The 23,343-nt window shown below is 56.5% G+C and carries 24 protein-coding genes; 5 read left to right on the forward strand and 19 right to left on the reverse strand.

From position 1 onward, the window contains the following. Positions 1-4 precede the first annotated feature (4 nt). Positions 5-865 carry a sugar phosphate isomerase/epimerase family protein gene (locus H7849_RS18340; protein WP_186741374.1) on the reverse strand — a complete coding sequence of 287 codons (861 nt, stop codon included), beginning with the start codon at positions 863-865 and terminating at the stop codon, positions 5-7. A 220-nt stretch (positions 866-1,085) separates the two neighbouring features. Here H7849_RS18340 and H7849_RS18345 point away from each other — a divergent pair, with 220 nt between their 5' ends. Then, positions 1,086-1,301, forward strand: a complete 216-nt coding sequence (locus H7849_RS18345; RefSeq protein WP_186741376.1) for a hypothetical protein — start codon at positions 1,086-1,088, stop codon at positions 1,299-1,301. A 594-nt stretch (positions 1,302-1,895) separates the two neighbouring features. Here H7849_RS18345 and nusB read toward each other — a convergent pair. Next, positions 1,896-2,318: a transcription antitermination factor NusB gene (nusB, locus tag H7849_RS18350; protein WP_186741378.1), complete on the reverse strand. Its 423-nt coding sequence runs from the start codon at positions 2,316-2,318 to the stop codon at positions 1,896-1,898. Next, positions 2,315-3,181, reverse strand: coding sequence for a 6,7-dimethyl-8-ribityllumazine synthase (ribH, locus tag H7849_RS18355; RefSeq protein ID WP_186741380.1), 867 nt, complete (start codon positions 3,179-3,181; stop codon positions 2,315-2,317). The genes nusB and ribH overlap by 4 nt, the downstream gene beginning before the upstream one ends. A 109-nt stretch (positions 3,182-3,290) precedes the next feature. Between ribH and H7849_RS18360 the strand changes: the two genes are divergently transcribed. After that, entirely contained in the window at positions 3,291-3,905 is a 615-nt protein-coding gene (locus tag H7849_RS18360) for an outer membrane beta-barrel protein (RefSeq protein WP_186741382.1), read from the forward strand. Here the strand turns inward: H7849_RS18360 and H7849_RS18365 are convergent. Then, positions 3,902-5,116 carry an MFS transporter gene (locus H7849_RS18365; protein ID WP_251106348.1) on the reverse strand — a complete coding sequence of 405 codons (1,215 nt, stop codon included), beginning with the start codon at positions 5,114-5,116 and terminating at the stop codon, positions 3,902-3,904. The genes H7849_RS18360 and H7849_RS18365 overlap by 4 nt on opposite strands. Before the next feature lie 50 nt (positions 5,117-5,166). Then, positions 5,167-6,342, reverse strand: a complete 1,176-nt coding sequence (locus H7849_RS18370; protein WP_186741384.1) for an acyl-CoA dehydrogenase — start codon at positions 6,340-6,342, stop codon at positions 5,167-5,169. Positions 6,343-6,448: 106 nt separating this feature from the next. On the opposite strand from H7849_RS18370, the gene mctP reads away from it, so the two are divergent. Next, the gene (mctP, locus tag H7849_RS18375) at positions 6,449-7,981 is read left to right on the forward strand and encodes a monocarboxylate uptake permease MctP (RefSeq protein WP_285288898.1); all 1,533 of its coding nucleotides are present in this window, start codon (positions 6,449-6,451) and stop codon (positions 7,979-7,981) included. Between the two features lie 25 nt (positions 7,982-8,006). Then, on the forward strand, positions 8,007-10,940 hold the full coding sequence (locus tag H7849_RS18380) for an FAD-binding and (Fe-S)-binding domain-containing protein (RefSeq protein WP_186741385.1): 2,934 nt from the start codon (positions 8,007-8,009) through the stop codon (positions 10,938-10,940). On the opposite strand, the gene H7849_RS18385 is transcribed toward H7849_RS18380, so the two are convergent. The 3 genes from H7849_RS18385 to H7849_RS18395 form a co-directional block, all read right to left on the reverse strand. After that, positions 10,912-11,877: a 2-hydroxyacid dehydrogenase gene (locus H7849_RS18385; RefSeq protein WP_222439679.1), complete on the reverse strand. Its 966-nt coding sequence runs from the start codon at positions 11,875-11,877 to the stop codon at positions 10,912-10,914. The genes H7849_RS18380 and H7849_RS18385 overlap by 29 nt on opposite strands. A gap of 64 nt (positions 11,878-11,941) precedes the next feature. Next, complete coding sequence (locus H7849_RS18390) at positions 11,942-12,676, reverse strand: hypothetical protein (RefSeq protein ID WP_186741387.1); 735 nt, start codon at positions 12,674-12,676, stop codon at positions 11,942-11,944. A gap of 128 nt (positions 12,677-12,804) precedes the next feature. Continuing rightward, the gene (locus tag H7849_RS18395) at positions 12,805-13,977 is read right to left on the reverse strand and encodes a pyridoxal phosphate-dependent aminotransferase (RefSeq protein ID WP_186741389.1); all 1,173 of its coding nucleotides are present in this window, start codon (positions 13,975-13,977) and stop codon (positions 12,805-12,807) included. Positions 13,978-14,102: 125 nt separating this feature from the next. On the opposite strand from H7849_RS18395, the gene H7849_RS18400 reads away from it, so the two are divergent. After that, entirely contained in the window at positions 14,103-14,279 is a 177-nt protein-coding gene (locus H7849_RS18400; protein WP_186741391.1) for a hypothetical protein, read from the forward strand. Here H7849_RS18400 and H7849_RS18405 read toward each other — a convergent pair. From H7849_RS18405 to H7849_RS18455, 11 genes are all read right to left on the reverse strand, one after another. Then, complete coding sequence (locus tag H7849_RS18405) at positions 14,272-14,958, reverse strand: 1-(5-phosphoribosyl)-5-[(5-phosphoribosylamino)methylideneamino]imidazole-4-carboxamide isomerase (RefSeq protein WP_186741392.1); 687 nt, start codon at positions 14,956-14,958, stop codon at positions 14,272-14,274. The genes H7849_RS18400 and H7849_RS18405 overlap by 8 nt on opposite strands. Next, a complete protein-coding gene (gene hisF, locus H7849_RS18410) occupies positions 14,952-15,734 on the reverse strand; it encodes an imidazole glycerol phosphate synthase subunit HisF (RefSeq protein WP_186741394.1) in 783 nt (260 codons plus the stop codon). The genes H7849_RS18405 and hisF overlap by 7 nt, the downstream gene beginning before the upstream one ends. Then, positions 15,731-16,321, reverse strand: coding sequence for an imidazole glycerol phosphate synthase subunit HisH (gene hisH / locus H7849_RS18415; RefSeq protein ID WP_186741396.1), 591 nt, complete (start codon positions 16,319-16,321; stop codon positions 15,731-15,733). Before hisH ends, hisF begins: the two co-directional genes overlap by 4 nt. Continuing rightward, entirely contained in the window at positions 16,318-16,929 is a 612-nt protein-coding gene (gene hisB / locus H7849_RS18420) for an imidazoleglycerol-phosphate dehydratase HisB (RefSeq protein WP_186741398.1), read from the reverse strand. Before hisB ends, hisH begins: the two co-directional genes overlap by 4 nt. Beyond that, positions 16,919-18,001 carry a histidinol-phosphate transaminase gene (hisC, locus tag H7849_RS18425; protein WP_186741400.1) on the reverse strand — a complete coding sequence of 361 codons (1,083 nt, stop codon included), beginning with the start codon at positions 17,999-18,001 and terminating at the stop codon, positions 16,919-16,921. Before hisC ends, hisB begins: the two co-directional genes overlap by 11 nt. Continuing rightward, positions 17,994-19,259 (reverse strand): histidinol dehydrogenase, encoded by a 1,266-nt coding sequence (gene hisD, locus H7849_RS18430; RefSeq protein WP_186741402.1) that lies wholly within the window; start codon positions 19,257-19,259, stop codon positions 17,994-17,996. Before hisD ends, hisC begins: the two co-directional genes overlap by 8 nt. Then, positions 19,260-20,135 (reverse strand): ATP phosphoribosyltransferase, encoded by an 876-nt coding sequence (gene hisG / locus H7849_RS18435; protein ID WP_186741404.1) that lies wholly within the window; start codon positions 20,133-20,135, stop codon positions 19,260-19,262. Beyond that, positions 20,135-20,485: a phosphoribosyl-AMP cyclohydrolase gene (gene hisI / locus H7849_RS18440; RefSeq protein WP_186741406.1), complete on the reverse strand. Its 351-nt coding sequence runs from the start codon at positions 20,483-20,485 to the stop codon at positions 20,135-20,137. Before hisI ends, hisG begins: the two co-directional genes overlap by 1 nt. 248 nt (positions 20,486-20,733) lie before the next feature. After that, positions 20,734-21,891: an N-methyl-L-tryptophan oxidase gene (gene solA, locus H7849_RS18445; RefSeq protein ID WP_186741408.1), complete on the reverse strand. Its 1,158-nt coding sequence runs from the start codon at positions 21,889-21,891 to the stop codon at positions 20,734-20,736. Between the two features lie 107 nt (positions 21,892-21,998). Beyond that, complete coding sequence (locus tag H7849_RS18450) at positions 21,999-22,688, reverse strand: hypothetical protein (RefSeq protein ID WP_186741410.1); 690 nt, start codon at positions 22,686-22,688, stop codon at positions 21,999-22,001. After that, positions 22,679-23,266 carry a helix-turn-helix transcriptional regulator gene (locus H7849_RS18455; RefSeq protein ID WP_186741412.1) on the reverse strand — a complete coding sequence of 196 codons (588 nt, stop codon included), beginning with the start codon at positions 23,264-23,266 and terminating at the stop codon, positions 22,679-22,681. Before H7849_RS18455 ends, H7849_RS18450 begins: the two co-directional genes overlap by 10 nt. Positions 23,267-23,343: the final 77 nt, after the last annotated feature.

Here is a 23,343-nt window from a genome sequence, read left to right on the forward strand (position 1 = left end):
TTAACTAAGCCACATACCCCATCTCCCCCAAAACCCCACGCATGTATCCAATACTCTTCGTCGCCCCAGGCATGGGATCATCCCCATGAATCTCGTACTCTAAATCCACATACCCCGGATACTTCATCGCAATCAACGTCTCAAAGATCTGCCGCACCGGCATCTTGCCCTCGCCCACAGGCACCTGGCTCTCTTTTACTTTCATGTCGGCAAGATCTTTCATGTGCACATCAAAGAGGCGCGGCCCAACGGCCTTGATCGCTTCTACCGGGTCAACGCCTGCGCGCGCCGTATGTCCCACGTCGATGCAGCAGCCCATGCGCGGGTCCATGTTCTGCACGGCCTTCAGCACATCGAGCGGCGAGTGCCAGATCTTGTCCTCCGGCCCGTGGTTGTGGAGGGCGAAGCGAATGTCATACTCCTTCACAAATTTCTCAATCCGCGGCAGCGTCTCCGGCGTCGGATCGCCCGCCACGATCACCTTCACTCCGGCGCGCTTCGCATACTCGAAGCGCGAGCGCACGTCATCGTCCTCATCCTTGGGAAAGTAAACCGTGCCCACCGCCCGCGGCGTGATGCCCGCCGCCTTGTAGTCGGCCACCGCTGCCAGCGTCGCCTCCGGCGGAGTCATCGGCAGATGGTCCCTCACATCCTTCGCGTTCAGATCGGTAAGTTTCAGCTCCTTCATGAACTGGATCACATGCGCCCGGTCGAACTCGCGAAACGTATAGCTGCACATCCCCAGCCGGATCGGTGAGGGTTTTCCAGCTTTGGCAAGAAGCGAATGGGTGGCAACAGTGGAGGCGGCAGCAACAATGGCACTCGAACGAAGAAATTCACGGCGGCTCAGCGACATGACTGCCATGATAATTTTCACGGGACCCGTATGTCTAAGGAACAGGGAAAGATGAACCGCGCAGCGGTACGATATTCCGCCTGAGTCTCGCCTTGATCCGGCGCAGCGTGAAGAACGTCTAGCCCTACTTATGGGGATTCAAGATTACCCCTTTGTGGGATTGTGGGGTCCGGATCGCCTCGATAGGCTTGAGTATGCAGATGCAATATTCTGCCTATGAAGAGGTTGCATGAGTACCGCAGTAGATCCCCCATTCCTGGTTGCCAGTTTCACAAACGAACGACTTGGCCTCTGCGCCAATGTGCGCGAAATTCCTGATTTTGAAGAGCACGAACTTCTGGTAGTCGATGCCTTCTCAGGGGAGGTCGTGATCATGAGGAGATATCCCGACCGAGATCAAGCTGTGGAAGCTGCCAAAGCCATCACCGGAATCGTTCCCTCCTAGCCTGCGGTCTCTTATGGAACTCGTCATTATTGGTTTCATTGCGCTCGTTACTGCCTTGGTAATTCTCTTCTACCCACCCGCGCACAGGGCGTTTGACGAAGTGGTCGACCAACGCAGCCGGGAGGGCTCCACCAAACCGATGTCGTCATGAGCAAAAGGCCTGCTTTTCGCCTCGGAAGGGTGCCCCATCCTTTCGCGGAGTCTGCGAAAGGGTGGGAGGGCGATCCCTTATGCCAACCGATGTCATCCTGAGCAAGAGCGAAGGATCTGCTTTCCCTTCAGCGGCACACAACCTGTCAAGAGGTATCAATAGTAACTTGGTGTACAAATCATTAAAAATAAACCACTTAAGACAAGCCAGTCATTGGCGTACTATTTAGCAAAACTTGCTATCATAGAAATAGAAGAAGAATACAAAAGCGCCCGTCGAAAAGCGGGCGTTTTCCTTTTCCAGAAGAGTACCGGACCCCCTCGTAAGTCATTGAAAACACTAAAATGCACTTAACCCTAGCAAAATCATGGGGATAGCGGGGGATGATCCCCCCGTAAACCATTGAAAACAAAAGAAAGGAAGAGTACAGGAGGGGAGGGGGACTACCCGTTCAGCCGGGCCTTGGCCACAGCATCCAAAACCCCATTGAGAAAGTTAATCGACTCCGGAGCCGAATACCTCCGCGCAATCTCCAGCGCCTCGTTAATCACAATCGGCGCCGGCGTCCCCGGAAACCCAAGCATCTCGGCAATCGCCATGCGCAGAACGTTGCGGTCGACGCTGGCCATGCGCTCCAGCTTCCAATGCGCCGAATGCTTCACGATCAGCTCGGTCACCTCAGGCTCACGGGCAACGGCAACGCGGAAAATATCCTCAGCAAAGCCGCGAACGTCAGCATCATCCTCGTCGCGAGCCTTCCAGAATGTATTGCGAACCTGATCGGGCGTGTTCTTGCCCATGTCGAGCTGAAAGAGCATCTGCATGGCAAGTTCGCGCGACTTGCGGCGCTTACCAGGAGCGCTCACGCCGTAGCTCCAACTTTGCGATGCAGCGACACCATCTCGATCGCCGCCGATGCCGCCTCAAATCCCTTGTTCCCTGCCTTCAGCCCGGCGCGATCCAGAGCCTGCTCCAGCGTCTCGCAGGTCAGCACGCCGAAAGCATGCGGAATTCCTGTCTCCTGCTGCGACTGGCCGATTCCGCGCGAAACCTCGTTGTAAATCGCCTCATAATGCGCAGTTTCACCGCGTAAAAGCACGCCTAATGTCACAATTGCGTCAACTTTTCCCGTCTTCGCAACCTTTCGCGCCGCCGAAGGAATCTCCCATGCTCCCGGAACGCGCAGAACCTGAACGTCGTCACGCTTTGCTCCGCTGCGATACAGGCAATCGAGCGCGCCCTGCAACAACCGATCCGTAATCACCGCATTCCAACGCGCCACGATGACAGCAAACCGCATCCCTTCCGCCGAAAGATCACCCTCCAGCGCAACAGGCTTGCCCTTCAGCGGATCCAGCCACTCCCAGAACGAGAACGCAGTTCCGGGAACCGGCTCAACCGTAAACATCCGCGACTTCCAATCCGTATCCGCAGTAGCTGTAATGCGCCGCGACGCCTCGGCATCGCCAAGGTTCTTCGTCAGCCACTTCTCCGCAACCTCCCGCACGGAATCCAGGCTCACGACCTCGACAAAGACATCCGCATTCGACGGCAGCGTTCCGTCAATGAACTCCAGATTGCCCAGCGGCGCGAGAAAGGCGCGGCCACGGCTCTGCTCCTCGTCCCAGTCCTTCCCACGCTCAAACCCCAGTGCAGAGAAGAAGCTCTCAAGCGTATCGAACACAGCCGGAGTGCTGGTCTGACGGATTGAGGTAATGCCTTTGATCATAGTTTGACTTTACCAGCGCGGACGCCTCTGCGGAAACCCGCATCGCCGCGGTTACTGCCGCGGCGCAAAGAGTTTCGTTAGTATGACTAAGGGAGACCCGATGTTGGCAATGTACCGAAGCTGTTGGAAGCCATCCCTGATGTTTGCGGCGCTGCTTGTGGCGTCACTGTTTGCTCAACCGGCAAGCGCACAGAGTTACCTCAAGAACAGCGAAGTCGGGCTGAACGTCTTCGGCCAGTTCACCAGCTCATCGAACGGGAACGGCATTGAAGTGAAGCCGCTGGACTCTATCGGCGGCCAGGCGACCTTCCGCCACGTCTACAGCCCATTGCTGGGATACGAAGCCGGATACGGGTACACACGCTTCTCCGACCGCTACTCCAGCTACCCATTTGCCATACAGCACAACGTGCATGAATTCGAAGGCTCCTACCTGCTGAGTTCTCCAAGTCTTCTGGGAGTTCGGCCGTTTGGGCTTGCGGGTGTCAGCGCTCTCTTATATGCGCCGACTCTGAATGGCGGACAAAACGCAAGCGCACAAGCGCGGGCAGCGATTACGTTTGGTGTGGGAGGCGATTTCCCAATCCTGACGTCACATTTTGGCCTGCGCGTGCAGTATCGCGGCCTCTACCATCAGACTCCCGACTACGGTGACCCGAGATTCAAGACAGGAACATGGCGCCTGAGCAGCGAACCGGCTGTAGGAGCCTATCTACACTTCTAAGCTGTTTCAACAGCCCGGCTGGCAAGTGCTCCTGTGGTGTGACGCAGCCCCGCCAGCCCAAGCAACCCCAACCCCAGCGCGCAGACTCCGCCCCAGCGAGACCAGGCCATGGTGGAAAGAAGTGAACCGAGTGAGCCGCCGAGAAAGTAAATCATCATGTAGATGGTGTTGATGCGGCCGCGTGCTCCAGGCTCAAGCCCGAAGATGCGCGTCTGGTTTGCGATCTGATTCGCCTGTGCACCGAGGTCGAGCACAATCACGCCCAAAACCAGCCCGAGGATGTGATATCCCAGCATCCAAAGGATACAGAAGCCAATTGCGAGCAACGAGAGGCCAAGCGTAACCACGGCTCTCGATCCACGACGGTCGGCGACGCGCCCGGCAACAGGGGCAATGAGTGCACCTGTTGCGCCTAGAATTCCGAAACTACCTGCCGTGCCGGCCCCCAAGTGGTAGTGGTTTGATCCGAGCAGAAAGACGAGCGTTGTCCAGAATGCGCTGAAGGCCGCGAAGACCAGGCCGCCGATGATCGCAGATTCACGCAATAGCGGATGCGTGCGTGTCAGCGTCCAGAGCGAACGAAGTGCTTGCGCGTAAGGCAAGGGCGAATGAGGCGGCAGTTTAGACAGCTTGCGCAGCATCAACGGAACGAAGACCGCATTGCACAGCGCAGCGAAGATAAAAACAGATCGCCATCCAAAGAAAGATGCGATCCAGCCCGAGACGGAGCGCGCCAGCAGGACGCCAAGGAGGAGCCCCGTCATGACTGTGCCAATCGCCCGCCCGCGTTCTTCGTCGTCGGCAAGATCCGGAGCGATTGGAACAACCACGTGGGTTACCGCCGCAGTGAGACCTATCGCGATGCTCGCGGCAAGCAACGTTGCAAGATTGGGCGCCAAGGCCGCAAGCAGAGCCGAAATCGCGACTCCAGCGAAAAGCCGCACCATGAGGCTGCGGCGTTCGATTACATCTCCGAGCGGAACAAAGGCGAGAATACCGATGGAATAGCCGACCTGCGTGGCCACCGCAACCGTGCCCATCTTGCTGTGGTCGATGTGCAGGCTGTGAGCCATTTCGAGTAGAAGCGGCTGGTTGTAATAAATATTCGAAACACCTACACCACACGCCAAGCCAAGAAACGGCAGCAGACTGCGATGTCTGGGGTGCAGCTCAACTGGAACTTCGGGGGAGATAGTCTGAATGTCTGCCAATCACTAGTTTAGATGAGCGAGGGTGGCGAACGACACTACCATCTGCCGGTCTACTTGCTGTTCAACACAAGCTTGCCAATGGTTGCAAGCTGCATATTTGACGTGCCTTCATAGATCTTTCCTATCTTGGCGTCGCGGTAGAACTTTTCAACCGGATAATCCTTGACGAAACCATAGCCACCGTAGATTTCGACCGCTTGGCTAGCGACTCGTTCAGCAACCTGCGAGGCAAAATACTTGGCCATCGCTGCTTCGCGGATATAGCTGAGTTTCGCATCCTTCAAGCGGGCGGCGTTATAGACGAGTAGTCGCGTGGCTTCGATCTCGGTTGCCATTTCTGCAAGCGAGAACTGAACAGCTTGAAATTCCGCGATCGGCTTGCCGAACTGCTTGCGCTCCTGCGCATATTCCGCTGCGCAGTTCCATGCTCCCTGCGCGAGCCCTAGCATCTGCGCGCCAATGCCGATCCGGCCCTCATTCAGCGTCTCGATGGCAATCTTGTAGCCCTTGCCCGGCTCGCCCAGAACATTCGACACAGGCACGCGGCAGTCTTCGAGGATCAGCTCGCATGTCGAAGAAGCACGGATACCTAGTTTGTCTTCCTTCTTGCCAACAGAAAAACCGGGAAAATCCTTCTCAACGATAAATGCAGTGATGCCTTTGTATCCGGCAGCAGGATCGAGCGTGGCAAAGATGATAAACACGCCGGCTTCCTTCGCGTTCGTGATCCAGAGCTTCTGGCCGTTCAAGATGTAGTGATCGCCACGCAATTCCGCGCGTGCCTGCAGGGCGAAGGCATCCGAACCGGAAGCAGCTTCCGAAAGGGCGTATGCGCCGACGGTGTCGGTGGCCAGTCGTGACAGGCAGGTTTTCTTCTGCGCTTCTGAACCCCAACGGAGGAACGCATTGACGCAGAGTGTATTCTGCACATCGACGAGCACTCCAACGGATGCATCGACGGCAGAGATTTCTTCAACGGCGAGAATAGCTTCAAAGAACGTTCCGCCACTGCCGCCATATTCAATCGGAGTCTCGATTCCCATCAGGCCAAGATTGAAGAGCTGCGGCAACAGTCCCGGGGCAAAATGCTGCTCTTCATCCATCTGACGAACCAGCGGTCCGATGCTCTGTTGCGCAAAATCCCGCACGGTAGAGCGGAAAAGCTGCTCATCCTCATTCAGTTGTGTAAGTGGCAGCGGGGTGGATGCAGTCAGTGTGTCAGACATCGGGGAACCTCAAACTGGAAAACCATTGAGTGTAGCAGAGGTGAATGAAGAGAAGTCAAACTCTGGTTCTCCGACTGTCAGGATTCGCTGAAATCATCTAAGATCAATGGCACGCGACATGACATCCTCACTGCACGCAGTTGCCACTGGGATTTTTTGTGCCTGCTTCCTGCTGGTCACGCTGGCAGGCTTCTGGGCTGTGCGCTGGAAGCGGAGCGACCTGAACAGCCTGGAAGAATGGGGCCTAGCCGGACGTCGCTTCGGCACGCTCGTGACGTGGTTCCTGATTGGCGGCGACTTTTACACTGCTTACACCGTCATCGCCGTCCCTGCAGCGCTATACGGAACTGGCGCGCCGGGATTTTTTGCGATTCCCTACTGCATTCTGTTGTATCCATACATGATGCTTGTGCTGCCGCGGCTGTGGCAGGTTTGTCACCGTCACGGTTACGTAACGCTGGCTGACTTTGTACGCGGACGCTTTGGCAGCCGGTCACTTTCGATTGCCATTGCACTCACTGGAATTCTTGCAACCATGCCGTACATCGCCTTGCAACTGGTTGGGATGCGAGAAGTGATTGCCGCTCTCGGCATCAACGGCGAATGGCCGCTTATAGCTGCTTTCATCATTCTTGCCGCCTACACCTACTCAAGCGGTCTGCGCGCGCCTGCCGTCATCGCCATCGTGAAGGACATCATGCTGTACATCATGGTGCTGGCAGCGATCATTATTATCCCGATGAAACTGGGCGGATACGCGCATGTTTTCTCCGCAGCCAGCACGGCGCTCGCACAGAAAAAGCCTCCCGCTTCGGTCATTTTGCAGCCGTCTCAGTACCTGAGTTATGCGACTCTGGCCTTCGGTTCGGCCCTCGCCATCGTCCTCTATCCACATACGGCGACCGGCGTGCTCAGTTCATCCAGCGGGACCGTCATCAAGCGCAATGCGGCGCTGTTGCCTGCCTATAACCTGCTGCTGGCGCTCATCGCGCTGCTCGGCTTCGTCGCGCTTGCCGCGGGAGTTCACACGGCAAACACATCAAGCGCAGTACCTCTGCTCTTTGTGCAGGAGTTCCCCGGATGGTTCGCCGGATTCTGCCTGGCGGCAATAGGCATCGGTGCGCTTGTTCCTGCTGCGATCATGTCCATCGCGTCCGCGAACCTGTTCACGCGCAACCTCTATGGTGAACTGATCCACCGGTCGATGACTCCCAAGCAGGAGGCCACGCAGGCCAAACTCGTGTCTTTGTTTATTAAGGTGGGCGCTCTCGTCTTCGTACTTTTTGTTCGCGCGCAGTACGCGATCGAGTTGCAGTTGCTCGGCGGAATCTGGATTACACAGCTCTTTCCATCGGTTGTCTTAGGGCTCTTTACGCGCTGGCTGCACGGGCGCGCTCTCTTCTGGGGATGGTTGGCAGGTATGGCGACAGGAACTGGTATGGCGTTTGCCCGTGACCTGAAAAGTTCCATCTATCCTCTGCACATTGGCGGTCATGTGTGGACAGTGTACGCAGCTGTTCCTGCACTTCTGGCAAATCTGCTGGTCTCAATTATTGTCACTTTGCTTCTTGACGCAATTGGCAGCGAACGGGGACGCGACACGACGCTCGAAACCGACTATGTGACAGAGGCAGCGTAAGTCCGCGAACTGCTACGATACTGGCGTGACTTCCGTCTCGCCCTTCCCGGTTCTGAATAACACGCATCATCCGCATGAAGGCTTTGATGCTTCTCGCGATCTAGAGAAGAAGCTGCAGTCCGTCATCCGTGGCGAAGTCCGCTTCGATCCGGCATCTCGCGCCCTCTACGCCGTCGACGCATCGAATTATCGCCAGGTGCCCATCGGGCTAGTCATTCCTCGCGATGCCGCTGACGTGGAAGCGGCCATCGCTGCCTGTCGCGAATTTGGCGCGCCCATATTGGCACGCGGCGGCGGCACCAGTCTTTCCGGCCAATGCTGCAACGTTGCCGTCGTGCTCGATTTCTCGAAGTACATGCACTCGATCGAGTGGCTCGATCCGGGAAAGAAGCTTGCCTACGTTCAGCCGGGCATCGTGCTCGACCGTGTCCGCGAGGCTGCTGAAGAGCATCACCTGACATTTGCGCCTGACCCTGCCACACACAGCCGTTGCACACTGGGCGGCATGATTGGCAACAACTCATGCGGCGTTCATGCGTTGATGGGCGGCAAGACTGTCGACAACATCCACTCGCTCAACATTGCCCTTTACGACGGGACAAAGCTGTCTGTGGGCGCAACCACTGAAGAAGAACTGAGTGCGATCATCGCTGGCGGTGGACGCAGCGGTGAAATCTACACCGGACTCCGCCGTATCCGCGATCAATATGCTGATCTCGTGCGCAAGCGCTTTCCGCGTATCCCGCGTCGCGTCTCCGGATACAATCTCGACGAATTGCTTCCGGAGAATGGCTTCCATGTAGCACGCGCCCTGGTTGGCAGCGAAGGCACGTGCGTCACGGTGCTGGGAGCAACGCTGCACTTGAAACCAAGTCCGCCATATCGGCGACTGGTTGGCCTCGGCTTTGCCGACCCTTTCATCGCTGCGGACCACGTGCCGTTTGTGCTCGAATACAAGCCGATTGGTCTCGAAGGCTTCGACGGCATGCTGGTCGATTTCATGAAGCGCAAGGAGCTTGCCGTTGATGACGTCGTTCTTCTACCTGAAGGGCGCGGGCATCTCCTTGTCGAGTTCGGTGGATGGTCGGCGGAAGATGCCGATGCGCAGGTCGAAAGATTTCTGCAAGCCATAGCGCAGACGCCCGCCGTCGTTCGCAGTTATAGCAGTGCCGAGGCACCGCGCGTCTGGCATGTTCGCGAATCTGCGCTGGGCTCGACCGTTTTCATTCCTGGTGAGCCGCATGGATGGGAGGGATGGGAGGACGCCGGCGTTCCTCCGGAAAAACTTGGCTCTTTCCTGCGCGAGACGTTCAAACTGATGAAAGAGTTCGACTATCGCAGCCCCATGTACGGGCACTTCGGCGAGGGCTGCGTGCACATGCGCATCAACTTCGATCTCGAAAGCGAACCCGGTATCCGCAAATTCCGCACATTTCTCGATCTCGCGACAGACATTGTTATCGCGCATGGTGGGTCTATTTCCGGCGAGCACGGCGACGGTCAGGCGCGCGCAGCGCTTCTGCCGAAGATGTTCGGTCCTGAGCTGATGCAGGCATTCCGCGAATTCAAAGCGCTCTGGGACCCGCTGAACAAGATGAACCCCGGCAAGCTCATAGATCCGGTCAACGTCTACGAACCGCATGAGAACCTGCGGTTGGGCGCAGGTTACGAATCCAAAAAGTTCGACACATATTTTCAATTCCCGGACGACAAAGGATCGTTTGCCGAGGCCACGCTGCGCTGCGTTGGCGTGGGCGCATGCCGCAAAAAAAATCCCGGAACCATGTGCCCCAGCTATATGGCCACGCAGGAAGAGCGTCATTCGACGCGTGGACGAGCTCATCTTTTATGGGAACTGATGGAGCGTGATGTACTCGATCGGGACTGGGGGAATGAGCAGGTACGCGAGGCGCTCGATCTGTGCCTTTCATGCAAAGCATGCAAGCGCGAGTGCCCGGTCAATGTCGATGTGGCCACCTACAAGGCTGAATTCCTCGCGCACTATCACGAAAGGCACAGTCATCCTCTGCGCGACTACGCTTTCGGCTTCATGGACCGCTGGGCTCGCCTAGCGTCGATAGTTCCCGGGATCACCACGCGCCTCGCGAACATGCCGTTGCAGATCCCGGGTGTGGTGTCTCTAGTCAAACAAACTCTGGGAATCGCTCCGCAGCGCGAGCTTCCACGATTCGCCGCGCACAGCTATCAAAGTCACCTGGCCTCAGACGCGCGCTCGCAGGCCCAGGTGTTGCTGTGGCCCGACACCTGGAACAACTACTACCATCCGCGTGTCCTCCAATCGGCGCGGCAAGTGCTCACGGATGCTGGTTTCGCTCCGTACACACCAAAGCAGCATGTCTGCTGCGGGCGTCCGCTCTATGATTTTGGATTTCTAAAGGAGGCGCGCGGCTATCTTGAAAGAGTCCTGCAGCAGTTCGCTCCACAGATCGACGCAGGAACAACCTTTATTTTTCTCGAGCCAAGCTGCGCCAGCGTCTTTCGCGATGAGTTACTGAACTTCTTCCCCACAGACATGCGGGCAAAGCGTCTCAGCGATCAGACTCTCCTGTTAAGCCAGTTTCTTGCGCAAAAGGCCGTCGGGTACAAGCCTCCGTCCCTTGCTGGACAACAGATCGTTCTGCATGGCCACTGCCATCACAAGTCGCTGATGAAAATGAATGATGAATTCGCCATCCTTATGGCAACGGGCGCACAGGTTGAGATGCTGGACTCAGGCTGCTGCGGCATGGCTGGTCCCTTCGGTTTTGAGAAGGAAAAATATGAAGTGTCGCAGACACTTGGCGAGCGCGTGCTGCTGCCGGCCGTTCGCATGGCGTCTCCGGAAACATTGTTAGTTGCAGATGGCTTCAGTTGCCGCGAACAGATCGCTCAAAGCACAAGCAGGCGCGCCCTGCATTTTGCCGAGGTTATTAGTAGTCTCCCTCGACAACATTCTTAAGCGGCTCGCCCTTTGCGAATCGCTTCACCTGTTCCGCGACCAGATCAAAAGCCCGCGACATGTAAAGCGGACTCGATCCTCCGACGTGAGGCGTCAGCAGCAGATTGGGTGCGCTCCACAAAGGGTGTCCCGCAGGCAGCGGCTCCGGATCCGTTACATCGAGCGCCGCGCGGATCCGCTTTTCCCTGAGTGCCTCAACCAGGGCATCCGTTTCGACCACTGGTCCTCGTGCAGCATTCACCAGTAGCGCGCCCTGCTTCATGCGAGCGATTGCGCCGGCGTCCATCAAGTGGTGCGTCTCAGGAGTGAGCGGCACAATCAGTACAACCACGTCAGCTGACGGGAGGAGGTCGAGAAGCCGGTCGACCGATTCCACTCCAGATTTTGCTGTACGCGCAATGCGAATGAAATTCACTCCAAATGGCGCGAGACGTTCCTCGATCGACCTGCCAATCGAACCGTAACCGACGATCATGACTGTTTTGCCAGCCAACTCTTCGATCAAGACCGGTGGATAGCTGTGCTTGTCGGTTTTATAGATTGACCGGTAATTGTCTTCCGCAGCCTCACGCGAAATCCATTTGCCAGCCCTTTGCAGGTCAAAATAGAAAGGCAGGAATTTCGTCGCGGCCAGAATCACCGAGACCGTCCACTCGGAAGTCGCCACATTGTGCGCACCTTGCGCATCGCAGAGAACAGCTCCCGGTGGCACGAAGGATCGCACCCAGTCGACTCCCGCCTGCAGGGATTGCACGACCTTCACACCGCGCAGATAGGGTGCTACCGGCTCAGCGTCTTTCCGAAATAACGGCGCAGCCCAAAAATCGATCTCAATCGGCGCAGACGGCGCTTTGGGCAGAACTCGAACAACTACGTCCGCAGGCAGTTTTGCGAGTAAAGACTCATCCGTCCAGTGCGGAACTCCGACCTTCACCATGCAGACTTCGCTCCCTGGTCTATGGCGATGCTGTTCTCATGCTAACCGAACAGAGAGCGAGACCTTACTGCTTCTGGTGAAAAATGGCGTTGTTAATATCAGGCCAGAATTCCTTGAAGATGAATGTCATGCCGTCCAGGCTGACATTTGTGAGCCAATGCTGGCCAATCTTTGTCCAGGTTCGTTCGCGGCTTGGATAGTAGAGGCTTGAAATTGCAGATGCCGAGCCTGCGCCCATAATCTCCGAAGTATTGAACGTCTCATTGCCGGAATCTGTGCGGGTAATCAAGACGCGGGAGAAAGAATACGCTGTCCGCTTGATGATACCGCCGCGTCCCAGCGTGTAATAGCGCGAATCCTGCTTCAATACAGTCGGAAAGATGAACTCGACGTTGTAGTTCTCGACGGCCTGATCGGCAAGCGTATGCCAGTAATACCGACCATATCCAGCGGCTCCCTGGTGAAATTCCGGATAGGAATTCTCTGCCTGTGCTACGCCGGCCAGCATGCCGGCAAAGATGAACGCTGAATAGTCGAAGCTGTCCAGCGTCGTGGTGACGAACTTGTCCTTGAGCGATTGAGGCGGAAGCTTCTCATCAACCGAAACTGAACGAAAATTCGGCACAATCCACAGGATACGTTTCGTTTGCTTTCCCTCCAGGTTGGTGGGATCCGCACTGGTTTGCTGCTGGCTCCGCATGCCCCCGCTCTGATCCGAGGTCTGTTGCGCAAGAGCGGTATCCGGAGCATCAGGAATGTCATCGACAGATGCAACAGATTGCGCGCGCGCCAAAGACACCGAGACGAACGCCAAAAGGGCAAAAATAGTACATCGAGTCAAGAAACCGCGTAGTGGCATGTTGGATTAGACGGCGAAGGTCGGCAACTGGGTGCAAAGAAAACGGATAGGAGCTTCGTCGAACCCCATCATTTAAGAAATTTTGACAACGCCTCAATGCCAGCTTCGATGGCAGCCATCGGAACTGAGTAACCGAAGCGCACGCAGCCCTCGCCCTGCGCTCCAAAAACTACTCCCGGAATGGTCGCCACATGGGCTTTTTCCAACAGAATCGTAGCTGCCTTTCGGCTGTCCTTGTGGATTTTGCAGACACTCGGCAGCGCGTAAAAGGCGCCCTGTGGCATTTCGCATTCGAGTCCGAGTTCGTTGAGCGCATTCACCAACAGATCGCGCCGCTCACGATATTCTTCCCTGCGCCGGTCGATAAAACTCTGCGTCGTCGCCAATGCTTCCAGCGCCGCCCATTGCGATGGCGTAGAAACGCCATTGGCCGAATAAAGAACCAGCTTGCGCAGTCCGGTTATGAACGGTTCTTTAGCGACGAGGTACCCCACGCGCCAGCCGGTCATTCCATAACTCTTCGAAAACGTGAAGGTCGAAATTGTTCTTTCTGCCATTCCCGGCAAAGATGCGATCGATACGTGCTCGCCCTCGTACACGAGATCTTCATAAGCCTCGTCAGCAATCACAATGAGGTTATGCTTCCTGGCAAACGATGCAACTTCCTCCGCTTCCTCGCGCGAGAATACCGCCCCAGAAGGATTCTGCGGGGTGTTGTAATAGATCGCCTTGGTGTGAGGCGTGGAGAACTGCTCCAGCGCCTTAGTCAGCCCATTGCGCCGCGCGCTTGCCGTGGGGACAAGCAGAGGCCGCGCCTGCGCAGCCGTTACCATGTCACGAATTGGCGTCCAATATGGTGAAAACAGCAACATGTCATCACCAGGATCAAGCACCGCCTGAAAAGCGACATACAACGCATGCGCCCCACCAGATGTAATCAGCACATCATCCAATGCCACATCGAGATGATTGCGGGTTCGCAACTTCTCGACCAGGGCCTCACGCAGCGGCATGATCCCGGAAGAGGGCGCATACTTTGTCTTGTTCTCCACCATAGCCCGGATCATTGCATACTTAATTGGCTCGGGCGTTTCAAAAAAAGGCTCGCCGCCGTGAAATGCATGCACAAGCTGGCCCGCGCTGCGCAGTTCCATGACCTTGTTGCGAATCTGAACGATGTCGGAAAAACCGACTTCATCCAGACGCTTGGCCACACGCAACGTGGCTTTTTTGGTAACCATCTTGAGGTATTCTCCACCGGAAAATCTGCTGGCGTGATGCGAGTCGGTGCAACGCCAAACTCTCTAGCTTATCCGAATCTCGCGGAATGTGAGTGTCTTTCCGAGACCGGCGGCGTGAAAATGATATGCTGCGACGTATGCGCCGATCCACTGTCTGGTTTTTCATCGCATCACTCTGGTTCGTGGCGGCGATCATCACAGGCCTCCATCAGGGCTGGCAGCGAGCGTGGCTGCAGGCCGTTATTGCGATAGCGTTTCTCGCTGTCGGTTTACGTTTTCACCGCAAGGAACAAGTCAGGTAGCGAGCGCCCCCGTATAAACTGCCATCCCCGCGACAGCATCGACGCCAATCCTGTGTAGAGCATCGATCTCCGCCTGTTCGCGAATTCCGCCTGCGACAATCAATTGCCGCTCCGTCAGGCCGCGCAGCCGTCGAGCTACATCCAGTGGAAAGCCTTGCATCGTTCCTTCCGTATCCACATGCGTGTATAAGAATGCTCCGCAAAATGGATTCAGAGCTGCTATCGCTTGCTCTGGAGTAAGTCCTGCTTGCTCCTTCCAGCCTTTTACTGCAACCTGCCCCTTTTTTGTATCGATGCTCGCCACAAATCTGTCCGCCCCTATCGTCGACTGGATTTCGTTCGCAAGCACAATGTTCACCGTGCCGACGCCTTCGTCACTGCGAAAGAGAGCTGAGCCAAAGATCACGCGTTGCGCGCCCGCGGCCAGCATCTGCGCGGCACGTTCAACCGTCGCAATGCCCCCGCCAACCTGGCAAGGCAGGCGCTTCGCTATCTTCTCGATCAGGACTGCATTGTCGCCATGGCGCAGCGCCGCGTCTAGATCAATAAGCTGCACGATGGGGTACGAGCTGAAACGATCAATCCAGTAGTCAAAATCGTCAAAGGCAAGCTTCAACTTCTCGCCCTGAACGAGCTGCACAATCTGGCCCCCCATCAAATCAATCGACGGAATCAACATGGCAGCCTCACTGGAATACCTCTCTTCGCAATTTCTTGCTTCAGCGTGCGAACATCGGCAATTCCGAAGTGAAAGATGCTCGCCGCTAATGCCGCATCCGCTTTTCCTTCAAGAAGCACATCGGCAAAATGATCAGCCGTGCCCGCGCCTCCCGACGCAATCACCGGAATCTGTATGGCCTCACTCACTCGCGCTGTCAAAGCGCAGTCAAAACCTGCGCGTGTTCCGTCCGCATCCATCGAGGTAAGCAATATCTCTCCCGCTCCTCGTGATTCGGCCTCTTTCGCCCAATCCAGCACTTTGCGACCCGCCGGCTTGCGACCTCCACTCACGAATACTTCCGCGTCTGCAACCGGATCATCGCCTGATCCCGCGCGTCGTGCATCGACGGCAATGATGACAGCCTGCGCACCAAACCTGCTGCCAATTTCATCAATCAATTCCGGCCGGGCAACCGCCGCGGAGTTGATGCTGACTTTGTCGGCGCCCGCATCGAAAATCGCAGCCGCGTCATCGAGCGTGCGAATGCCGCCGCCGACAGTGAAGGGAACGAAAAGCTGCCTCGCCGTTCGCTCTACCGTTTCGATCAACGTCCCTCGCCCCTCATGCGTTGCGGTAATATCCAGCAATACAATCTCGTCTGTGCCGGCCTCGGCGTGGCGTCGCGCCAACTCCGCGGGATCGCCTGCATCGATAATGTCTACAAACTGAACGCCTTTGACCACGCGGCCTGCGTTGACGTCGAGGCAGGCAATGATGCGCTTTGTCAGCGTCATGGCAGCCTCACGAAATTCTCTAGAATGCGCAGGCCCACCGTTCCGGATTTTTCAGGATGGAATTGCACGCCCATCACGTTGTCGCGCTCTACGGCGGCAGTAAAGGGTAGATCGTATTCTGTAACTGCCACGGTTCCGTTTACGACAGGCGCACGGTAAGAGTGCGTAAAGTAGACAAACTCTCCGCTTGACACCCCTCGCAGCAATCGCGACTCTCTCACTGCAATCGAATTCCACCCCACGTGCGGCACCTTGACTCCTTCGCCGAAACGTTCGCAGCATCCGGCGAATGCCTTCAGCCCCTCGGTGCCGGGTGATTCGGTGCTACCTTCAAATAGCCACTGTAGCCCAACGCAGATGCCGAGGAACGGAATCCCGTTTCGCATGCGTTCTTCCGTTGCTTCTTTCAGGCCATGCTCTTCCAGAAAAGCAGTCGCAGAGAAATGCCCCACTCCGGGAAGCACGATTTTATCGGCACGCACGACAACAGCAGAGTCGGAAGTTGCGATCGCATCCGCCCCCACTGCGTGCAGCGCCTTCATCACTGAGGTGAGATTGCCCGCTTTGTAATCGATAACGGCAATCACAACAACCCCTTGGTGCTGGGAAGCATGTCACCTAGCTGTTGGTCGCGCATGCAGGCAAAGCGTAGTGCGCGCGCGAATGCCTTAAAGAGCGCCTCCACTTTGTGATGGTTCGATCGTCCATACATCGTCTTCAGATGTACGTTCGCGCGTGCTCCTCTGGCAAAGCCTTCAAAGAAATCGTCGACGAGTTCTGACTGCAAATCACCCACAAGCCGCGTCTTGACCTTTGTATCAATCACTGAGGAAACACGCCCGCTCAAATCGATTGCCGCAATGCCAAGCGTCTCGTCCATCGTCATCAAAAAATACCCTGCGCGCATGATGCCCTTCTTATCGCCGAGGGCGCGGTCGAAGGCTTCGCCAAGTGCGATCCCGATATCCTCCACGGTGTGATGCTGATCTACGTCCAGGTCTCCCTTGCAGGTGAGGTCGAGATCGAACGCGCCGTGGCGTGTGAAGAGCTCCAGCATATGGTCAAGAAAGCGAATGCCGGTGCTGACCTTATACTTGCCTGTCCCCTCGATCGTCAGGCGCAGAGCGATCTGCGTCTCTGCGGTCTTGCGTTCGATTGCAGCCGTTCGCCTGCGAAGCGTGCTCTTAGTCTTCATTAGGACTCCATCTAATTTCTGCCAGCGATTCATCGAGCGCCCTGATCCCTCTGTTGATATGTTCGAGCGTTCCAACCGTAATGCGCACGCAGCCATCGCAACCGGGGTCATTCGAGCGGTCACGTACCAACACGTCACGTTGGCGCATTGCGCTGACGAATTGCTTGTGTTTCGCTCCAATCTTTACCAGAAGGAAATTTGCCTCTGACGGCCAGTAGCGCAGACTCCGCTGTTGGAATGCCTTGATGAGCAGATCGCGCCCTTGGAGTACTTCCTCCACATACCATTCCAAATACGTTGCATCTTCGATCGCGGCGGGAAGGCAGGCGAGAGCAAGGCCATTCACGCTGTAGGGGGAAATCACGCGCCGCATCCAGTGCATTTGCGACTCATGCGCCGCCAGCATGCCAAGCCGAAGACCAGCGAGTCCATACGCTTTCGAGAAAGTGCGCGTCACCACCAGATTCGGTATGTGATCGATCAGGTCAAGTACTGTGTGGCCGTAGAAATGAAAATAGGCCTCGTCCACCAGAACCATCGCATGAGGCGCGCTTTCGATCACCTTCAGAATCGCTTCGCGCGGCACAGCACGGCCAGTTGGGCTATTTGGGTTGGCAATCGCGATCAGCTTTGTTGCCGGCGTGATCTTCTGCAGTAGACCTTCCAATGGAAACGCGAAATCTTCCCCGGCTTGTACGCAAACTAGTTTCGCGTCCGTCGACGAGCCATACACCTCATACATCGAATACGTCGGCACAGGAAGCAAGAACTCGTCGCCGGCTTCCAGGAAGGTCTGGCAAAGCACGTGAATCGCTTCGTCTACACCATTTGTCAGCAGCACCTGCCCGGCATGAAGACCGAGGTGCGATGCTACGAGACGCTCAACCGGCTCGCGCTCTGGATATTTCGTGAGGTCGCCACGCGAGATTCCTCCCAGCACCTCAAGCACCTTCGGCGAACAGGCAAAGGTATTCTCATTGAAATCGAGCCGCACGCCATCGCGCGCGCCCAGCGGGGGATGATATTCCTTGGTACGGAGAACCGCCGCGCGCGGACTGGGATAGTCAGCCATCGACACCTCGCACGCGGATCGCCTCGGCATGGCCCAACAAACCCTCAGCTTCAGCCAGCACAATCGCCGGAGGCCCAAGCTGTTGAATGCCTTCGCGCTGGAAGGTCTGCACAGTGATGACCTTGAGAAAATCGGAAACGCTCAACCCGCCGCGGGTCCGTGCCCAGCCGCTCGTGGGCAGCGTGTGATTAGGGCCGGAGATGTAGTCACCCAATGGCTGGGCGGAATAACGTCCAACGAAAACAGATCCTGCATTCCTAATCCATTCCAGGTCGCTCTCCGCATCGACAGTAAGATGTTCAGGCGCAAGGCGATTCGTCAGAGCACGCGATTCGGTAACCGAATCCGTTACAAATATCGCACCGTTGCTTTGAATGGCTTTTTTTGCGATCGGATTTTTAGTTGCGAGTCTGTCTACCTCGGAGCGCACTCTCTCAGCCAATGCAGCTTTTGCCGTGATGAAGACGGCAACCGCATCCGGATCATGCTCTGCCTGCGCCACCAGATCTGCAGCAATGCCGGTCGGGTCGCCGTTCTCGCTGGTAACAACAATTTCCGTTGGTCCTGCGAGCATATCGATGGCGCAATCAAATGAGACAAGCTTCTTCGCTGCAGTCACATATGCATTCCCAGGCCCGACAATCTTATCGACACGCGGAATGCTCTCCGTCCCGTTGGCCAGTGCAGCCACAGCTTGCGCTCCGCCGATGCGGTAAAACTCTGCAATACCGAGGAAGCCAGCAACCGCAAGAGTTTCAGCCGCTGGCTTGGGCGATACCACAACGATGCGCCGCACTCCCGCTACCTGCGCTGGAATTACAGTCATCAGCATGGTTGACGGCAGCGGATAACGGCCGCTCGGGACATAGCAGCCAACCGATTCAAGAGGTCGAACTTCCTGTCCGACAGTCAACCCTGGCACCTGCTCAAAGCGCCAGGCCTTCGGCATCTGGCGCTGCGCGAAGCGGCGAATATTCTTCGCTGCAGCCTGAATCGCTGTGCGGAAAGCAGGCGAAGCATCACGCCACGCCTGTTTCAGTTCATCTTCCGAAATTCGTAACGGTAATTGTTGAGAAATCCCGTCGAGCCGTACAGCATAACGACGGAGAGCCGCATCGCCACCTTTCCGCACCGAATCGATGATCCGTCGCGCAACCGGTGTGGCGCGCTCGTCCACGGCAGTGCGACGGCTCTCCAATCGCGCGATTGCAGCCCGAGCCCGCCTGGCATTGCGTCCGGACGTGTGGAGCACCTTCATCTAGAGCACCACCTTGCTGAGGGGGTATTCAACGATGCCAGTCGCATTCGCCGCCTTCAACCTGGGAATCACATCGCGCACCACGCTCTCTTCAAGAATGGTATTCACTGCAACCCATGAGGGATCGCTCAGGGCCGAAACCGTCGGTGAATTCAGCGCGGGCAACACGGAAAGAACCGCAGCCAGGTTCGCCTTCTGCACATTCAGCATTAGCCCTACCTGTCCCTGCGCGGCAATCGCGCCCTGCAGCATGAGCGCAAGGTTGTCGATCTTCTGCTTCTTCCACGAATCACCATAGCTCGCAGGATTCGCAATCAGGTGCGTCTCGCTCGCCATCACCGTATCGATGATCCGCAGCCGGTTTGCTTTCAGCGAACTTCCCGTCTCGGTGACCTCGACAATCGCGTCCGCCAGCGTTGGCGGCTTCACTTCGGTCGCACCCCAGCTGAATTCCACCTTGACCGGAACTCCCTTATCAGCGAAGTAGCGCTTCGTAACCTCCACCAGCTCCGTCGCAATGATCTTGTCCGCCAGATCCTCGGCCTTCTGATACGGAGAATCATCAGGCACGGCGAGCACCCAGCGAACACGTTGCCGGCTCTGCTTCGCGTATACGAGACTGGTGACACTCTTCACCTCGCGCCCGCTCTCAATCACCCAGTCGATCCCAGTCAACCCGGCATCGAGTGCGCCGTGATCGACGTACCGAGCCATCTCCTGCGCGCGAATCAGCGTGCATTCAATCTCGCTGTCGTCAATGGAGGGAAAGTAAGAGCGCCCGTTGGCGTAGATGTTCCAGCCCGCGCGCTGGAACAGCGCAATCGTCGCATCCTGCAGGCTGCCTTTGGGAATCCCGAGCTTCAGCTTGTTCGCCATCAGCGCACCTCCGCCGTGGCATTAACCGCAATCGGCCGCGTAAAGCAGCTCACCGTGCCTTCGTGGCAGACGAGGCCATCGCCTTCTACCTGCACCCGGTAGAGAACCGTGTCCTGGTCGCAGTCCGTCGAGGCCTCAATCACGCGCAGCCGATTGCCGCTCGTCTCGCCCTTCATCCACAGCTTCTGGCGCGTGCGGCTCCAGAAGGTTACGAAGCCGGTTTCCAGAGTCTTCCTGTAGCTCGCGTCATTCTGGAAGCCAACCATCAGCACCTGACCGGTTGCGGCATCCTGCACAATGGCCGGAACCAGGCCATCCATCTTGGCAAAATCAATTGCTATGTCCGTCATCGCTCGTCCTTCGTTGATCACCCGGTTTCGCGTTTCTCATGCAGACGGTAGATGCAAAAAGCCCGCCTGCGCTTAGCGCATCGGCGGGCTTTAGGTCCTTTGATCTCTGGCTTTTTACTCTAGGCCATAAGGATTCGCCGACACGCTCGTCACGTGATGATGGTGGTGATGACGATGATGGCGGTGAATCTGCATCTAGGTTGACCATAAGTCGGATCGCCGGATCATGTCAACTCTGTCATCAGAAATTATCCTGCAAATCTCTCAGCGGAAAGGAAATCAATCGGCCATTTCGTCCGGCCTTCGATGGCCAGATCCGCCAACACCTCGCCGATCACCGGCGCGAACTTGAAGCCGTGACCGGAGAAGCCGCATGCCACGCTCACCTGCGCGTAGTCAGGGTGCCGGGAGACGATGAAGTGCTCATCCGGAGTCATGGTGTACATGCAGGTCGCTGCATGCAGCAGCCTGCCGTTCAGCGCTGGAATGTACGCGGCGAGCTGCTCACGGATCTCGGCGATATCGCGCGCCTGATACTTCCGCTCGATCGTTTCCGCCGTGCAGATATCTCCTCCGGAATGCATGGCGGCCTTCACCCCGCAGTGCTCGCAATCGGTCGCCGGAAATCCGTAGAAGACTGTATCGGCGCCGGTCCGCCAGATGTAGATCGGAAAGCAGTCGGGCGAGAAGTCGGCGATGCCTTCCGGCGGATCGAACCACGCCATCACATGCCGGCGCACATGCAAGGGCAGAGACAGCTTCAGCAGGCTCTCTGCCCATGCGCCCGGCGCGATCACCAGATGCCCGGCTTCGTAAGTGCCCTTCGCGGTCGTCACGCGAACTGCGCCGCCGTTTGTGATCTGCCAGTTGGAAACGGGCTCTTCGAAGTGCAGCGCTGCTCCACCTTGCATTGCCAGTCCCCGTGTTGCTAATCCCAGGTGCGCTGCTACCGCCGCTTCAGGGCGCAGAAATCCAGCCTGCGTTTCGTACACTGCGCAATCCTCAGCGCGTGGATGGAGGACGGGAAATCTCCGCCGGATTTCTTTTTGGTCAAGCAGCTCATGGGCGAGATTGTGCTCGCGTGCGCTGCGCAGGCTGCCTTGCACCACGTCGCTGTCTTCGGTGCCGAGATACAATCCTCCGGCTATCGTGAGCAGTTGCGCCTGCGTATCGCGCTCCAGCTGTTCCCACAGTTCGTAGGAGCGCAACACCAGCGGCACGTAGCCGGGATTCTCGTGGTAGGCCTGCCGGATGATGCGCGAGCTGCCGTGTGACGAGCCGCGATCATGTGCGGGCGTGAAGCGCTCCAAACCCAGCACACGCTTCCCACGGCGGGCGAGATGATACGCCGCAGCGCTGCCCATTCCACCTAGCCCGATGACGATGACGTCGTATGTCTCTGCCATCTGGGTAGATTATCGTCCCCGATGCCGGACTGAGCTCAGCTGGGAAAGGCGAATCCGAACTTAGAATGGCGTCCTGCTTTGCGGCCGGGGCCCAGCAATTGGCTTAGTTAATCAGCCAGAGCCTGCAGCTTCCTAGCTTCTAATACGTCGGCCTCGAACTCTTGAAGAAACCTAATGTGAAAATGGGTAGGCAATGGCGCCTCAGAGAAATATTTGTTCTCGGAGAATAGCGTACCGACACGATGCTGGATGACTAGTCCGGCTATGCCGTTTTTTCTGACGTTAGGGTCGTGGCCAATTGTGAGTGACATTGGTTGATAGTGAAGGCCGTCAAACAAATCACCCATTACCTCCGATGTCTTTTCTCCAAGTCTCTGCAATGGCGAACTAAAAGAGGCCAATAACGGAAAGTCCGTTTGAAACGTAATGTCGCTAATATAACCCCATTTTCTAAACATTCCCGGCCGATAAGAAAGTCTAAGGGCATCACGCCCCCACTCCATCATTTCAAGTAGAATCTTCTGAGAATCATCCGTCGAAGACAGAGTATCGACGTAGATCGCCTGGTCATAAATCACCAAAGAATCGATTAGTAGGCCATTTGCTTTGCCAGACTCAAATTTGACTCCGTTCTTCGTGAAGTCGAAGTCTTCAGGTTTCTGAGGAAAAACCGCAAACTGGTAACGCTCGACAAGAGGAGCGACACAGTCTAAAAAGCGCACCCTGCCACCCAGATTAAGTTCATCTAGTTCAACCCTAGCCAGAGCACGCGCCTTAAGAATGGCCGTTATCTCCATATGCTGTCCTCCGTTGCTAAAATTTGGGGCACTTGGTTTGCTTGCAGATTAATCGCAACTTGAGGGACTGCGGGCTGCATTGCTGGAGTCTGAGCGAGTTGCTTAGCCAGCTCTCTTTCGGCAGTTTGATCGATTGCCTGTCTTAGATAGAGATCAGCACCGGCAAAATTTTCTTGACCAGAGGGACGCAAGGGTCGGGTCCAAGTCAGGTCATCTTCCCTGAGACCCAGATCCTCCTCTCTAGGTACCCTTTCTAGTGATTGACGACCGAAACGCACAACTTCATTGGGCAATGTCCCAAACGGTTCGAAAGACACCTTGAGCCTTAAATGAAACGCCCTAGCAATCTTGATGAGAGTTCTAATGTTCCAAGACGAGTAGTTAGCATTTTCATAGCGAGATACGCCAGCTTGAGTCGTCCCGATGGCTTCTCCCAGGTCTGACTGGGTCATCTCGCGCTGTTCGCGAATGACCTTGATCTGTGAAGCTATGTAAGTATTTAAAAAGGATTCAGCGTATCCTTCAGAATATTCCGGATCGCGCAACTCACTTCTTAAGGCCGATTCAATATCTCTCATGTCCCGCTCGTCTCCTTTTGTCACTCAAAAGAATCTCCCTATTCCGAGTCGCCTCCGCAGCATCCGGAGTGAGTCTG

The organism is Alloacidobacterium dinghuense (assembly GCF_014274465.1).
In the GTDB taxonomy this organism is placed as follows: domain Bacteria; phylum Acidobacteriota; class Terriglobia; order Terriglobales; family Acidobacteriaceae; genus Alloacidobacterium; species Alloacidobacterium dinghuense.

Coding starts and splice junctions, on each gene's coding strand:
- H7849_RS18340 (WP_186741374.1), bottom strand. CDS start 865: ATGGCAGTCATGTCGCTGAGCCGCCGTGAATTTCTTCGTTCGAGTGCC.
- H7849_RS18345 (WP_186741376.1), top strand. CDS start 1,086: ATGAGTACCGCAGTAGATCCCCCATTCCTGGTTGCCAGTTTCACAAAC.
- ribH (WP_186741380.1), bottom strand. CDS start 3,181: ATGATCAAAGGCATTACCTCAATCCGTCAGACCAGCACTCCGGCTGTG.
- H7849_RS18360 (WP_186741382.1), top strand. CDS start 3,291: ATGTACCGAAGCTGTTGGAAGCCATCCCTGATGTTTGCGGCGCTGCTT.
- H7849_RS18370 (WP_186741384.1), bottom strand. CDS start 6,342: ATGTCTGACACACTGACTGCATCCACCCCGCTGCCACTTACACAACTG.
- mctP (WP_285288898.1), top strand. CDS start 6,449: ATGGCACGCGACATGACATCCTCACTGCACGCAGTTGCCACTGGGATT.
- H7849_RS18385 (WP_222439679.1), bottom strand. CDS start 11,877: ATGGTGAAGGTCGGAGTTCCGCACTGGACGGATGAGTCTTTACTCGCA.
- H7849_RS18395 (WP_186741389.1), bottom strand. CDS start 13,977: ATGGTTACCAAAAAAGCCACGTTGCGTGTGGCCAAGCGTCTGGATGAA.
- H7849_RS18400 (WP_186741391.1), top strand. CDS start 14,103: ATGCTGCGACGTATGCGCCGATCCACTGTCTGGTTTTTCATCGCATCA.
- H7849_RS18405 (WP_186741392.1), bottom strand. CDS start 14,958: ATGTTGATTCCGTCGATTGATTTGATGGGGGGCCAGATTGTGCAGCTC.
- hisF (WP_186741394.1), bottom strand. CDS start 15,734: ATGACGCTGACAAAGCGCATCATTGCCTGCCTCGACGTCAACGCAGGC.
- hisB (WP_186741398.1), bottom strand. CDS start 16,929: ATGAAGACTAAGAGCACGCTTCGCAGGCGAACGGCTGCAATCGAACGC.
- hisC (WP_186741400.1), bottom strand. CDS start 18,001: ATGGCTGACTATCCCAGTCCGCGCGCGGCGGTTCTCCGTACCAAGGAA.
- hisD (WP_186741402.1), bottom strand. CDS start 19,259: ATGAAGGTGCTCCACACGTCCGGACGCAATGCCAGGCGGGCTCGGGCT.
- hisG (WP_186741404.1), bottom strand. CDS start 20,135: ATGGCGAACAAGCTGAAGCTCGGGATTCCCAAAGGCAGCCTGCAGGAT.
- hisI (WP_186741406.1), bottom strand. CDS start 20,485: ATGACGGACATAGCAATTGATTTTGCCAAGATGGATGGCCTGGTTCCG.
- solA (WP_186741408.1), bottom strand. CDS start 21,891: ATGGCAGAGACATACGACGTCATCGTCATCGGGCTAGGTGGAATGGGC.
- H7849_RS18450 (WP_186741410.1), bottom strand. CDS start 22,688: ATGGAGATAACGGCCATTCTTAAGGCGCGTGCTCTGGCTAGGGTTGAA.
- H7849_RS18455 (WP_186741412.1), bottom strand. CDS start 23,266: ATGAGAGATATTGAATCGGCCTTAAGAAGTGAGTTGCGCGATCCGGAA.